We start from the raw sequence: 11,868 nt of genomic DNA, 5'->3' as shown, positions 1-11,868 counted from the left end.
AGGTGTCTGCCACCCGCCCCATTTTTTACCTTTTTACCAGTTTTTCTTGCTTTTTATCTTAACAGATAGTAAACTTAAATAACATACACAGATTTATCCAGAAACTGTGGTGATTTTAACTCTTTTAGCGGCAGGGAGGGAGGGCTTTTATGTCGAACGATACACTTATGCTGGAGCTGCCGAAGGAAGCCGTCACAGTGGATGACAAAGTAGCCGTACTGCCCTTCTGGCAGGTAGATATCGGGAGCCACCAACATCATTTCTTCGAGCTGGCCTATGTCACCGGCGGCTGCGCCCTGCATACTTTGAACGGAAACACTGCCATGATTCGGGAGGGAGACTATTTCATCATGGACTACGACAGTGTGCACAGCTATGCGCAGACCGCTGATTTCACCCTCATCAACTGCATGTTCCTCCCGGAAGTCGTCGATTATACCCTGCGGGGATGCAGAACCTTCGATGAGCTGATGCGCGTGTGCCTGACGCGATATTACAAGCAATATTCGGGGCAGGCGGTCGTGAACCGGGTCTTTCGGGATGACGACGGGCGCGTCCTGCAGCTTCTCACCGGCGCCAAACTCGAATATCTGAACAAATATGTAGGATATACCGAAATCTTCCGGGGCCGTCTGATGGAGATTCTGATCCTTACCATGCGCCGGGTACTCTGCCAGGAAGGCCTCCAACGCCCGGTCCTGCCCCAGAGCACCATTGTGCTGGAGGTTGTCCGATACCTGGACACCCACTATCAGGAAAAGGCCCTGCTGGGGGATTTCTGTCAGGAATACCACTACAGCCTGCAGTATGTGTCGCGCAAGTTCAAACAGGAGACGGGCTTCACCGCCTCCGAATATCTGCAGAAGAAGCGGCTGGAAAAGAGCTGTGAGCTGCTCATCTGCAGCGATATGTCCATACAGGAAATCGCCCACCAAATCGGATATGAGGATACCAGATTCTTCAACCAGCTCTTCCAGAAAAAGCTGAAGATGTCCCCCCGCGAATACCGGAAAATGTCCGTGAACACAGAGATGGCATAGCCGGAAAAAGGCAGTCAGGAACAGTGTACACAGGCAGCTACGCCAAATCCCAGAACGCGGAGATTCCCATGGACAGAATCCTTATCATAGAAGACGATGCCCTGATTGGAGAGGAGCTTGCAACCCTCCTCTCCAATCAGGGCTATACGGCATCCTGCGTCACCGATTTCCGGGACGTCACCCGGCAGGTGCGGGAGATTTCCCCGGACCTGATCCTGCTGGACATCAGCCTGCCGGGGCAGGACGGCTATCAGCTCTGCACTGCCATCCGCAGCTTTTCCACCGTGCCCATCCTGTTCCTCACAGGCCGGGACACTGCCATGGATGAGCTCCAGGCCCTGACTTTGGGCGGGGACGACTATGTCTCCAAGCCCTACAACATCCCCGTGCTGCTGGCCAGGATCGGCCTGCTGCTGCGCCGCCGCACCCCCGCCGGGGCACAGCCCTGTCCCATGGAGCACAGAGGCATCCGGCTGGACACCCTGGCGGGTACGCTTTCCAAAGGCGGCAGGGACATCGACCTGACCAGAACGGAGCTGAAGATCATGTATCTGCTCTTCCGGCATCCGGGGGAGATTGTGCCCAGAGCGGACATCATAGAATACCTGTGGGACAATGAGATCCACACCGACGACAACACCCTGAGCGTGAACGTCATGCGCCTGCGGGAGAAGCTGCGGGCGCTGGGGGAGGAGGATTTCATCCAGACCAGGAGGGGGATGGGGTATCAAATCTAAACGTCCATAAGGAATCCGGGAATGCCAGATACAGGCATCTTTCCGGGCAGATATGGCTTCAGGGGTTCTGCGGGGATGAGAGGCAGGGGATATGAATATACGATTTTCCGATTATATTGACGACATCAAAGGAGTCCTTCTGGTATGTTTTTCCGCGGCCCTGTTCTTCACGCTCATCCTGGCCGCTTTCGGCATGGGCACGGCGCGGCTTGCGCTGCTTTGGACCTGCTTCTGCCTCATCCTCTTCCTCACCCTGATCTGCTGCTGGCGCAGGAAGCGGAACCGCCTCTCCTATCTGGGGGATGTCCTGGACGGGCTGGATTCCAAATACCTGCTGGCAGAAATCGCCGACGCGCCGGATTCCGCGCTGGAAGAGGCTTACTTCCGGCTGCTGCGGACAGCCCTGAAATCCATGACGGACGAGGTGGCTGCCTCCAGGCGCCAGACCCGGGAATACCAGGAATTCCTGGAGCAGTGGGTGCATGAGATCAAGCTGCCTGTGACGGGCATCCAGCTACTGTGCGAGAACAACAAGACGGAGGTCACCCGGAAGATCCTGGCCCAGACCCAGCGCATCGGGCAGGATGTGGAAAAGGTGCTGTTCTACGCCCGCCTGGGCGCGGCGGAGAAGGACTGCCTCATCCGGGAGATTTCCCTGCGGGACTGCGTCATGGACGTGCTGGCCCGGAACAGGCAGCTTCTCATGGAAAGCGGCGCCAGCATCCATACGGAGCGCCTTTCCCACACCGTGCGCTCCGACTCCAGATGGCTGGCCTTCCTGCTGACCCAACTGATCTCCAACAGCCTGAAATACCGCGGCGACAGGGCTCCCGTCCTGGACATCGCCTCCCGGGAGGCGGAGGGCTGCGTGGAGCTGACCGTCACGGACAACGGGCTGGGCATCCGGCCAAGCGAGCTTCCCCGCATCTTCGACAAGGGCTTCGTGGGTAGCAACGGCCGGGGCGCAGGCTCCGCCGGGGCCACGGGCATGGGGCTGTACCTCTGCGCCGGGCTCTGCCAGCGGCTGGGCATCGGGATTGCGGCGGAATCGGACTGGAACCAGGCCACATCTGTCCGCCTTTATTTTCCAAAATATCAAGCAACGATACAGGACTCTACCAAAAAAAGAAAGGATATATATGATAGATTCTGACAACAGAAATGCCATTATCCGAGAAGATGAAAACCACAACAGAATTGTCCAGATAAATGAAATTATATTCAAGGGAAAGCAGCACATAGATTGGGATGCCGTAAGAACATATGCCTTGCGTTACATAGATGCCATTTACGTCATTTCATCTGATGGCGCCTCCATACATCTGGACAAGAAATTCGCAGATGAATTCGCCGGTTCCATTGACACGAAAAGGCTCCGAGGCGCGTCTGCCAAGGCGAAAGCAAATGCCCTTCAGGCAACGCCGGAATTGCTCCAAATCAGCTGCAATCCCCGCTATATACAGAATTACGAAGCAAAGCATGCCCATGATGCCAAGCTGGGCTGGTATCGCTACGACAGCCGATTTTCCCTGCCTGTCTACGAGAATGACCAAATCATCCGATACAATGTGTTCAAAATCACTATGTTGATACGCCATGCGGAGGATGGCAGGAAATATCTATATGATATGGTAAACATAAAAAAGGAAACAGAGTATACCGCGTGAGCCATAGGCTGTACGGTCGCAAACCTGCTTCCTTCCGTAATCATTATAATGCTTTTCTTCAGAAATTGCAACAAAAATAATCTGACAAAACTGTCATTTTAAATCAATGAAGCTCTATACCTTTTTCTGCTTCCGTTCTATATCATGGAATCTATATCCAGAAGAATCAAAAGGAGGTTCCTCAGAAATGAACAGATATCCCGAACATCATTACGCCCACCCCCAGCCCCCTCTCCTCTCGGTACAATCCGTAGAAAAATACTACGGCTCCCCCCAGTCCGTGACCAAGGCCCTGGACCAGGTCAGCTTCCGCATCCGGCCCGGGGAGCACATCGCCGTCATGGGCGCCTCCGGCTCCGGCAAGACCACCCTCTTAAACTGCATCTCCACCATCGACACCGTGAGCTCCGGCCACATCCTGCTGGAGGGCCGGGACATCACCGCCATCCCCATGGAGGAGATCGCGGCCTTCCGCCGGGAGGCTTTAGGCTTCGTATTCCAGGAGTTCAACCTGCTGGACACACTGACCCTGGAGGAGAACATGGCCCTGCCCCTGACCATCCGGGAGCTGGAGCCAGCGGAAATCCGCGCAAAAGTCCACGCCCTGGCAGACAGGCTGGGGCTGTCCGAGGCCCTGGGGAAATTCCCGTACCAGGTATCCGGGGGCCAGAAGCAGCGCTGCGCCTTTGCCCGGGCCGTCATCGGGGAGCCGAAACTGATCCTGGCGGACGAGCCCACGGGTAGTGTAAAGTTAGTACAACACTACCCGAAAGAAATACCCGTGATATTATTTTCACTGTCAATGCGTATTTCAGAGATAACAGACCGCCACAGTGTACGCTTTTCTTCACGGGTCAGCGATTTATAAATATTCTTGAAATCAGATTGCAGCAGTCTTTCCACGGCTTCAAAATCGGGCGGGGCTTCTGCTACGGGTTCCGGGAGCTGCCGGAGTGCTGCCGTATATATTTCATAGTCCTTCTTGTATTCGTCAATGTCAATCAGTTCATTCACATACAATTCTTTTAATTTTGTCAGCTTTCTTTTCAGGGTCGCTTTATCTGTCCGCAGGGCAGCTTTTTTCTTTTCTGCCGCTTTTACTTCCCATTCAAGCCGGACCCGGTTCAGTTCGGATTCCAGATTGTCAAAAAGCCATTTTTCAATCACGTCTTCCCGTGCTTCCGATTTGTGAGAACAACGCCCACGCTGAAAGTGCTGGTTGCAGCGATAATAATACGCCCGGTTGCCGCCTGCTACACGCCCCACCATGTTGTGGTTACATTCAGCGCATTTCAAAATTGATGTAAATATATAGACCCTGCCGGAAGGAACGGAGCGGGCGTTTCTTTTCAGAAGGGATTGAACCCGGTCAAATTGTTCTTTGCTGATGATTGCCGGGCAGAAGTCTTCATTGCGCCTGCCGCCCCGGTCATAGATTCCGGTATAGAGTGTTTCCGACAGCATACGCCGGAAGGTTGCTTCACACCAATTAACGCCGTAAGTTTCCCGGATATGCTTCACGGTTCCCCGCTTACTTACGGTGCTTTCAAAGTGATTGAAAGCGTCTTGCACAATCCCGGCTTCTTCCGGCACGACTTCCAGCCGCTTTTCTTCATTGACCCTGTACCCGAAGGGGCAGGAGCCGGAAACAACGGTTCCGTGGGCAATCTTGCTGTCAAATACAACGTCTATCCTTTCCCCGCAAATATCAGCTTCATTCTGGGCGATTGATAACTTGACATTTATGTATAAACGCCCGTTTGCGCTTGTTGTGTCGTATTCTTCATCTATTGTCTTCCAGTCGCAGCCGTGCGCCTGCAATATTTCCATAACCTTGTAATAGTCTGCTACAGACCGGAACCAGCGGTCAAGGCGGCAGAACAGAAGCAAGTCAACTTCATTGCGCTTCACGGATTCTATCATTTTTTGAAATTCTGCCCGCTTGTGCATATTCTTTCTGGCGGTTTTCGCAGCGTCGATATATACCCCGGTCACAATCCAGCCTTTTTCCCGTGCGTATGCTTCAAGGCGTTCTTGCTGGGCTTCAAGGGACAGACCTTTTATTTTTTGTTCTTCCCCTGATACCCGGATATAGAGGGCGACACGGACCAGCGGCGGCAATTCCTTGTTTTTCATGGAAAATCACCTGCATTTCCTTTCATTTCCCGCCCGCTGATGATATAATCAGAATTGCAGACGGTATGTTGTATCTGGTATGATATACTTTGCATTGCGGCGGCGATATTCCCAGTATTGCCGCCGCACTCTTTTCATTTATGCGATTCTGCAATTAAAGCAGAATATCTTTCATAGTCCTTTTTGGGGTCGTCCCCTTTGATTATCACAAATTCTGAAAAATCAATGATTCTTTGTTGTGTATTCAGCAGGGCTTCCGCAGATTCAGGAAGCTGGCTGCAATATTCTTCCACAGCAGCTTTCAAGTCAAGCAGGACAGGAAGCGACTTTTCAATCAGTTCAGAGGACGTGCCGGAGGAAACGGAAAGAAGCTGCCGCCAGCGTGTTAGCTGCCCTTCTGAAATATATTTGCCGCTGTCCGGGTTCCTTTTGTGTGCGATATACGCATAAATAAGATAAGCCCCAAAGAGAGCGACAATAATTCCTGCCGGGATAGAGGACCCGGAGAGGAAGAAGCCCGCAACGATAATGAAAAACCCGATAACAGCAACGCCAGCAGTGGGCGGGTCAGGAATGACGGCTTTTGCGGTTATCTTCTTTTCTTTTGGTGCAGGAGCTTCAACAACGCTTCCTGTATTATCATAGCGGGCAGCAGGAGCGGAAGAAGAATTGCTTTTCCTGCCCTTCCGGTCCGTATATGACAAGCCCTTTACAGGAAGATTGACGCTGGTGGTTGTCTGCCCGTTCGTGTTGAAGGTTTTGTGATACCCCTTGCCGCCGACTGTCACACTTGCGCTTTTCCTGTTTAGGTTGATTTTGACACCCGGAGCCACTTTTATACTTTTTCTGTACCGTATACCCATTTTTAAATTCTCCTATCATAAATTTTGAGAAAAAGCCCGGCAGAGCTTACGCAGCCCCACCGGGCTTTTCATTGGTTTGAAACAAGGCTATTGCCGTTTGCGCTTCCGGGTTCCGTGTCTGCGGTGGTACTCAAAGCAGAGTTGCCCGCTTTTTGTGCAATCTTGGAGCGACTTTTTATATATGCCGCTTCCGCTTCTTCAACGGTCATTTCTGGAAGTTCCGCAGATTCAGCACGGGAAGCGGTCAAGCGTTCTTTGAAGTGCTGAACCAGCATTGCCCGTATATCGGGTTCAAGTTCAAAGTACGCTTTCATAATGTCAACTTCTAATTCAGTCCCGCCCCGTTGCCGTACAAAGTCGTCAAGGCTGAAAGTTGGTGCTTGTATGTACATAGGTTCTGTACCGTTCCGCAGCCAGTCTTCATTGAGATTAAACGCCATACAGATAGATTTGAAAACTTGTTCTTTTATGGTTGCGCCGTCTTTCTCAATATAACTTAGACCGGTTTGTTTCATGCCGATTGCGCTGGCAAAGTCCGTCTGGTTCATCTTCAAAACTTCTTTACGAAAATGCCGTAAGCGTTCATTGATTGTCATGGTATTTTTTCACCCCCTTTCTAACGGTGTAAATTAAGAATAGCAGTACCCGCTAAAAAAGTCAATAGAAATATTAAAAAAACTATTGACAAATAGCGGGGACTGTTATAATATATCAACATAGACAGCGGGAACCGCTAGAAAATAGCAAAAAGCATTATAAATAAATCGGAGGTAATGCCCTATGATGAAAATTGAATTTGAAGCACTTGCAGGATATGAAGTAAGCGTATCAGACTATGACAATATTATTGAACCTATGTACATGGCTACACAGTTAAGCAAAGCGGAGTTTGTGAAGGTTATCTGCAAAGAAAGATTTGCACTGAAAAGCCGGGAAGAAATCATTCAGGAAATGAAGGGGCTTGCGGAACACTTGAAGAAGACCTGCGACCACTTCACGGATTTTGAAGCAAAAGAGAAGCTGGAAGCACTTGCAGAGGAATACAAAGAGCGGTTCGGACCGTACAAGGGCGGCTTCTTCCTGAACACACGGTACACGCTGGAACATTTGGGAGAGTGCCGGGGCTGTAGTTATCCGGCTGAACTTGAAGTATTTGACGGGAAATATCACACGACAGAGAAAATCAAAATCGCATAAAGGACCGGGAGCCACACGGGGCAGCAGGTGAAGACCTGCGGGGCGGGTCCGATTCCCGCCCGGTTCAATCAGGGGCAAGCCAGACCCCTAAAAATAAAGCACTGTCAAACGGGCAGCGGTTACACCAGCTAAAAAGTGTATAGTCGGACAACAAGTTTTCCGGGCAGGCGGCTTTTTAAGGTGAAAAGCGGCAGCGGCGGTGCGGAAAGGAACGTGCGGAAATGGAAAAAGAAGTGGAAAGAGAAGTGCGGATAACCAGCGGCGTGACATTTCAAAAAAGAATAGTATCAGACGACCCGGACGCATACGCAGAAGTCAATCTGAAATTTGAGGGATTGCAGGAAAGCAGGGTTGCAGAGCTGCGGGACTTATTCAATAAGTTTGCCGCAGAGGTAGAAGGAATGTTGCTTGAAGATACCAGCCTGTATGTGTAGTACAGGCTGGCGCAGGAAATCATTTCACAATTTCTTTGATGTAGTTTTCAAAATCACGGGAATTGAAAATGCCGTAAATGGCAGCAGTCAATATCTTTTCTAATTCTTCCGGCTGAACGGAAGACCCGTGCTTTTTAACAGCGTCGTTCACGGCTTTTCTGATGAAGTCTTTGTGAAGCGGCATAACATACACCCCCTTTTCAATGGAATTGCCGCCCGGAAGCGGCACTTCCATTGTATCAGGGGACAGAGGAAAAGGGAAGGAGGAAGAAAGATGGCAGAGGAAAAGAGAACAGAAACCATGATTGCACAGGAAGACGGCAAGGAAGCTGCGGAGGTTATGGGCTTCATGGAAATGCTGGACAATCACGAAAAGCGGGAATTTCTTGCTTTCATTCAGGGCGCAAAGTTCGTGAAAAGCCTGCCTGCCGGGGCAATCGGGACAGCATGACACGCCCGCCCCGGCTGCGGGCGTGAGAAAGGAAGAAAACATGAATAAAGCAAAACGGGCGGCGGTCAGGGCTGCAATAGTCCTGACGTGTGCCGTTGCCGGGTACAGTGCGGGAAGGTATGCAGGGCGGCAGGAGCCGCAGGAAAGCCGGGAACCGCAGGCGGGTTATATCCTGATACACACGACGGACGGGGAAGCGTGGGGCTTCTACGGTGATATGGAAATCATATCAGACGGAGCGGACGGCGGGGACATTGAAATTGAAATGTCAGGCTGGCTTGTCGGGTCAACGCATGATTGCTATAACCCGGACCCGGAAGAATGACGCAGGAGGTGGCGCACATGAAAGAAGGGATTGCGGCAGCAGGCGTTCAGGTGGAAGGGACTTTCAATGCAAAGCGGTTCTTTGAAACGCTGGCAATGATTCTTTCCCGGAAAGAAAACCTGTCAATTACAGTGACGGTGCATGAAGAGAAGAAAAAGCAGAGCCGGGAGCCGCACGGGGGCAGCAGGTGAAGACCTGCGGGGCGGGTCCGATTCCCGCCCGGTTCAATCGGGGCAAGCCAGACCCCAAAAATAAGCACTGTCAAGCAGGCAGCGGTTACACCAGCTAAAAAGTGTATAGTCGGACAACAGGTTTTCCGGGCAGGCGGTTTTTTAAGGTGAAAAGCGGCAGCGGCGGTGCGGAAAGGAACGTGCAGAAATGAACAACTTCAAAAAAGCATTTATCAGGACAGCAACAAAGTACGCTGAATACGTCGAATTGAAGATAAAAGCGGCGACGGTAATTAAAGAAACGCCGAAAAAAGAAGACAATTCAAAGCGGGGCATGATGTACGTTGGACATACAGAACCGACAGTATCAGAGCAACTTTGCGAAGAGATACGGACATTAAATGCGGTTGCGGCAGCAGTCGGGAAAATGAAAGAAGCAACACTGACGGAAATTGACTTGACGGACGCAGAGCTGGAGGAAATCACGCTGACACCAGAGCAGGAAGAAGAGCTGAAAAAGAAAATTCTTTTTGCAGTAAACAAGGACAGCGAAACCGGGGAAATAGAAATTTGCCCCATGAATGAAAAGAAATGTATCACATTACACGGGGCAGAGGAAGTGAAGTGGTTTATAGACCGGTTACGGGAAAGTTCATGAAAAATCTGTCTGCCGGGGCGATTAAGACAGCGTAACACGCCCGCCCCGGCTGCGGGCGTGAGAAAGTCGGGTCAACGCATGATTGTTATAACCCGGACCCGGAGGAATAGAAGCAGGAGGTGGCGCAGATGAAAGAAGGGATTGCGGCAGCAGGCGTTCAGATAGAAGGGACTTTCAATGCAAAACGGTTCTTTGAAACGCTGGCATTGATTATTTCCCGGAAAGAAAATCTGTCTGTCACAGTAACGGTGCATGAAGAGGAAGAACGGCAGACCGAAAAAGCGGCTGTATGAAATAGGGCGAAGAAAGGTTTTGAAAATGGATAGAGAGAAAGAACAAAGGGCAATTAAATATCTTCAAACATTCCAGCCGCAGGAGGAACCATATTATTTATGTTATAGCGGCGGCAAGGATAGTGACTGCATACGAATTTTAGCAGAGCTGGCAGGCGTGAAGCATGAGTGCAAACATAATCTGACGACGGTGGACGCGCCGGAAACGGTGTACTATGTGCGTGAAACGATAGGAAAAGAAAATATTGAACGCCCAGAACTGACAATGTGGCAGTTAATAGTTAAAAAGCGTATGCCGCCGACAAGACTTGCCCGCTATTGCTGCGAGCATTTAAAAGAACGGGGAGGAAAAGGAAGGGTAAAGATAACAGGAGTAAGGTGGGCAGAAAGCACAAACAGGAAAGAGAGCGCAGGGGTAGTTAAGGTAATAGGCAAAGAAAAAACAATGCTGAAAATGGCAGAAGAAAACGGAGTGAATTTCCGGCAGGTGAAAAAAGGCGGGCTTGTGATGAATGATGATAATTCAGAAACAAGGCGTTTTGTGGAAATGTGTTACAGAACTACTTCAACAATGGTGAATCCGATAGTTGACTGGACAGATGAAGACGTGTGGGAGTTTTTGCATTATTACGGCTGCAAGGGAAACCCGCTTTATCAGTGTGGAAATAAAAGAATTGGCTGCATAGGCTGTCCATTTCAGGGACCAAAAGGAATGAAAAAGGACTTTGAACAATACCCGAAATATCGGGCGGCATATGTAGCGGCATTTGACAGAATGTTAAAAGCAAGGGAAGAAGCGGGGCTGACAAACAGAAAAGAGTGGTGCGACGGGGAACACGTCATGCGCTGGTGGGTAGGCGGCGACCCGAATCAGGTAACATTATTTGACTTCATGGAAGAAGCCGGGATTGACTATTGAAAACACGCCGGGAACGGCTTGTTATATAAAATCATACCAGATACAAGGAGGAAAAGAAGAATGTCAAAAATGACAGCAGAACAGGAAAAAGGCATTTTCAAAGCGGCGGTTGTCGTGAATGATGAAGCCGGGCTTCCTAACTTCATGACAATGTTTTACATGGAGCCGGGAACCTACAAGGAAGAGGACGTGCCGGAAGTGTTCAAGGTAAACGGGGAGATTATGGCGGCTATTCTCATTTCACAGTATACGAATACCGTAATTAACGGAATACCCGTTTCCCTGCCGTATCAGAAGCCCGTTGAAAGTATGGGGCATGATGAATCGGCGGCAGCTTGCCGGAGAAAAGGACCCGGCTGGCACTTAATGACAAATGCAGAATGGGTTTACCTGATGAAAGACGCAGCGGCAGCAGGGCATATTATCAGCGGTAACACGGACTACGGGAAGAACGCTGACGACCCGGAGGAAAAGGGGTATTGTTACGACGGTTACACGGTTCTGACTGGGACAGAACCGCTTGCATGGAGCCACGACGGAACGCCGGAAGGGGTTTTCGGACTCTGCGGGAACTTTTGGGAGCGTGTGGCGGGCTTGCGCCTGCATAAAGGCGTAATTGAGTATATCCCGGACAATAACGCAGCGGCAGAGGACTTCAAGCCGCAGGACCCGGCGTGGGTAGTTGCACGGACAGAGGAACCGGGGGAAGAAGGGCTTCCGTTCGGAAAGCCGCTGTATCTTGACGCACAGTGCGGAAAAGTCGTGCTGACAGATGGGCAGATTGCCGGGGGCTGGAACGGTTGCCATATGCGGGATTTGAAGCTTGCCGGGAGCCTGAAAGAAGTCCCGGACATTGTACATAGACTGGGGATATTGCCGCAGAACTGGCAGCAGGAGAAAGCGGGGATATGGGCTGACAGTGAACTTGAAGAAGCCGTGCCTGTCCGGGGTTCGGGCTTCGACAACACTTCCTACGGT

Annotated in this window: 17 protein-coding genes; 13 read left to right on the top strand and 4 right to left on the bottom strand. The window is 50.9% G+C overall.

Annotated elements, in window-relative coordinates; genetic code table 11:
- The first annotated feature begins 149 nt into the window (after positions 1-149).
- From Q2B33_RS05730 to Q2B33_RS05710, 5 genes are all read left to right on the top strand, one after another.
- A complete protein-coding gene (locus Q2B33_RS05730; RefSeq protein ID WP_300573993.1) occupies positions 150-1,040 on the top strand; it encodes an AraC family transcriptional regulator in 891 nt (296 codons plus the stop codon).
- Positions 1,041-1,063: 23 nt separating this feature from the next.
- Positions 1,064-1,777, top strand: a complete 714-nt coding sequence (locus Q2B33_RS05725; RefSeq protein WP_330687942.1) for a response regulator transcription factor — start codon at positions 1,064-1,066, stop codon at positions 1,775-1,777.
- A gap of 91 nt (positions 1,778-1,868) precedes the next feature.
- Entirely contained in the window at positions 1,869-2,930 is a 1,062-nt protein-coding gene (locus Q2B33_RS05720; protein ID WP_300815054.1) for a HAMP domain-containing sensor histidine kinase, read from the top strand.
- A gap of 115 nt (positions 2,931-3,045) precedes the next feature.
- Positions 3,046-3,444, top strand: coding sequence for a hypothetical protein (locus Q2B33_RS05715; RefSeq protein WP_296471441.1), 399 nt, complete (start codon positions 3,046-3,048; stop codon positions 3,442-3,444).
- 187 nt (positions 3,445-3,631) lie between these two features.
- Positions 3,632-4,312 carry an ABC transporter ATP-binding protein gene (locus Q2B33_RS05710; RefSeq protein ID WP_300791331.1) on the top strand — a complete coding sequence of 227 codons (681 nt, stop codon included), beginning with the start codon at positions 3,632-3,634 and terminating at the stop codon, positions 4,310-4,312.
- Here Q2B33_RS05710 and Q2B33_RS05705 read toward each other — a convergent pair.
- The 3 genes from Q2B33_RS05705 to Q2B33_RS05695 all read right to left on the bottom strand — a co-directional run bounded on the left by Q2B33_RS05705 (position 4,207) and on the right by Q2B33_RS05695 (position 7,039).
- The gene (locus tag Q2B33_RS05705; protein ID WP_300791328.1) at positions 4,207-5,580 is read right to left on the bottom strand and encodes a recombinase family protein; all 1,374 of its coding nucleotides are present in this window, start codon (positions 5,578-5,580) and stop codon (positions 4,207-4,209) included. The two genes, Q2B33_RS05710 and Q2B33_RS05705, sit on opposite strands and share 106 nt — an antisense overlap.
- Before the next feature lie 134 nt (positions 5,581-5,714).
- On the bottom strand, positions 5,715-6,443 hold the full coding sequence (locus tag Q2B33_RS05700; RefSeq protein WP_300791326.1) for a DUF4236 domain-containing protein: 729 nt from the start codon (positions 6,441-6,443) through the stop codon (positions 5,715-5,717).
- A 68-nt stretch (positions 6,444-6,511) separates the two neighbouring features.
- On the bottom strand, positions 6,512-7,039 hold the full coding sequence (locus tag Q2B33_RS05695; RefSeq protein ID WP_171332159.1) for a helix-turn-helix transcriptional regulator: 528 nt from the start codon (positions 7,037-7,039) through the stop codon (positions 6,512-6,514).
- Positions 7,040-7,223: 184 nt separating this feature from the next.
- On the opposite strand from Q2B33_RS05695, the gene Q2B33_RS05690 reads away from it, so the two are divergent.
- Both Q2B33_RS05690 and Q2B33_RS05685 read left to right on the top strand, forming a co-directional pair.
- Positions 7,224-7,640 (top strand): hypothetical protein, encoded by a 417-nt coding sequence (locus tag Q2B33_RS05690; RefSeq protein ID WP_300791324.1) that lies wholly within the window; start codon positions 7,224-7,226, stop codon positions 7,638-7,640.
- Positions 7,641-7,861: 221 nt separating this feature from the next.
- The gene (locus tag Q2B33_RS05685; protein WP_004069578.1) at positions 7,862-8,074 is read left to right on the top strand and encodes a hypothetical protein; all 213 of its coding nucleotides are present in this window, start codon (positions 7,862-7,864) and stop codon (positions 8,072-8,074) included.
- 19 nt (positions 8,075-8,093) lie between these two features.
- Here Q2B33_RS05685 and Q2B33_RS05680 read toward each other — a convergent pair whose 3' ends face one another.
- Complete coding sequence (locus Q2B33_RS05680) at positions 8,094-8,567, bottom strand: hypothetical protein (RefSeq protein ID WP_300913892.1); 474 nt, start codon at positions 8,565-8,567, stop codon at positions 8,094-8,096.
- Between Q2B33_RS05680 and Q2B33_RS05675 the strand changes: the two genes are divergently transcribed.
- From Q2B33_RS05675 to Q2B33_RS05650, 6 genes are all read left to right on the top strand, one after another.
- On the top strand, positions 8,566-8,850 hold the full coding sequence (locus Q2B33_RS05675) for a hypothetical protein (RefSeq protein ID WP_004069575.1): 285 nt from the start codon (positions 8,566-8,568) through the stop codon (positions 8,848-8,850). The two genes, Q2B33_RS05680 and Q2B33_RS05675, sit on opposite strands and share 2 nt — an antisense overlap.
- Before the next feature lie 17 nt (positions 8,851-8,867).
- Positions 8,868-9,041 carry a hypothetical protein gene (locus Q2B33_RS05670; RefSeq protein WP_300791320.1) on the top strand — a complete coding sequence of 58 codons (174 nt, stop codon included), beginning with the start codon at positions 8,868-8,870 and terminating at the stop codon, positions 9,039-9,041.
- A 187-nt stretch (positions 9,042-9,228) separates the two neighbouring features.
- Positions 9,229-9,678 carry a hypothetical protein gene (locus Q2B33_RS05665; protein WP_300781834.1) on the top strand — a complete coding sequence of 150 codons (450 nt, stop codon included), beginning with the start codon at positions 9,229-9,231 and terminating at the stop codon, positions 9,676-9,678.
- Between the two features lie 128 nt (positions 9,679-9,806).
- On the top strand, positions 9,807-9,971 hold the full coding sequence (locus Q2B33_RS05660) for a hypothetical protein (RefSeq protein WP_300781832.1): 165 nt from the start codon (positions 9,807-9,809) through the stop codon (positions 9,969-9,971).
- Positions 9,931-10,890 carry a phosphoadenosine phosphosulfate reductase family protein gene (locus Q2B33_RS05655; RefSeq protein ID WP_300815056.1) on the top strand — a complete coding sequence of 320 codons (960 nt, stop codon included), beginning with the start codon at positions 9,931-9,933 and terminating at the stop codon, positions 10,888-10,890. Before Q2B33_RS05660 ends, Q2B33_RS05655 begins: the two co-directional genes overlap by 41 nt.
- Positions 10,891-10,950: 60 nt before the next feature.
- The coding region (locus tag Q2B33_RS05650; RefSeq protein WP_300913891.1) for a hypothetical protein at positions 10,951-11,868 on the top strand (918 nt) is incomplete at its 3' end.

This window comes from uncultured Acetatifactor sp. (genome assembly GCF_948601915.1).
GTDB lineage: Bacteria > Bacillota > Clostridia > Lachnospirales > Lachnospiraceae > Acetatifactor.
The sequence above is the reverse complement of the archived record's forward strand: the minus strand, read 5'-3'. Positions and strand labels throughout refer to the sequence as shown.

Excerpts from the sequence above, each read along its gene's own strand:
- Q2B33_RS05695 (WP_171332159.1), bottom strand. The coding sequence starts at position 7,039 with ATGACAATCAATGAACGCTTACGGCATTTTCGTAAAGAAGTTTTGAAG.
- Q2B33_RS05730 (WP_300573993.1), top strand. The coding sequence starts at position 150 with ATGTCGAACGATACACTTATGCTGGAGCTGCCGAAGGAAGCCGTCACA.
- Q2B33_RS05680 (WP_300913892.1), bottom strand. The coding sequence starts at position 8,567 with ATGTTTTCTTCCTTTCTCACGCCCGCAGCCGGGGCGGGCGTGTCATGC.
- Q2B33_RS05670 (WP_300791320.1), top strand. The coding sequence starts at position 8,868 with ATGAAAGAAGGGATTGCGGCAGCAGGCGTTCAGGTGGAAGGGACTTTC.
- Q2B33_RS05655 (WP_300815056.1), top strand. The coding sequence starts at position 9,931 with ATGAAGAGGAAGAACGGCAGACCGAAAAAGCGGCTGTATGAAATAGGG.
- Q2B33_RS05710 (WP_300791331.1), top strand. The coding sequence starts at position 3,632 with ATGAACAGATATCCCGAACATCATTACGCCCACCCCCAGCCCCCTCTC.
- Q2B33_RS05660 (WP_300781832.1), top strand. The coding sequence starts at position 9,807 with ATGAAAGAAGGGATTGCGGCAGCAGGCGTTCAGATAGAAGGGACTTTC.
- Q2B33_RS05685 (WP_004069578.1), top strand. The coding sequence starts at position 7,862 with ATGGAAAAAGAAGTGGAAAGAGAAGTGCGGATAACCAGCGGCGTGACA.
- Q2B33_RS05705 (WP_300791328.1), bottom strand. The coding sequence starts at position 5,580 with ATGAAAAACAAGGAATTGCCGCCGCTGGTCCGTGTCGCCCTCTATATC.
- Q2B33_RS05665 (WP_300781834.1), top strand. The coding sequence starts at position 9,229 with ATGAACAACTTCAAAAAAGCATTTATCAGGACAGCAACAAAGTACGCT.
- Q2B33_RS05690 (WP_300791324.1), top strand. The coding sequence starts at position 7,224 with ATGATGAAAATTGAATTTGAAGCACTTGCAGGATATGAAGTAAGCGTA.
- Q2B33_RS05675 (WP_004069575.1), top strand. The coding sequence starts at position 8,566 with ATGAATAAAGCAAAACGGGCGGCGGTCAGGGCTGCAATAGTCCTGACG.
- Q2B33_RS05720 (WP_300815054.1), top strand. The coding sequence starts at position 1,869 with ATGAATATACGATTTTCCGATTATATTGACGACATCAAAGGAGTCCTT.
- Q2B33_RS05700 (WP_300791326.1), bottom strand. The coding sequence starts at position 6,443 with ATGGGTATACGGTACAGAAAAAGTATAAAAGTGGCTCCGGGTGTCAAA.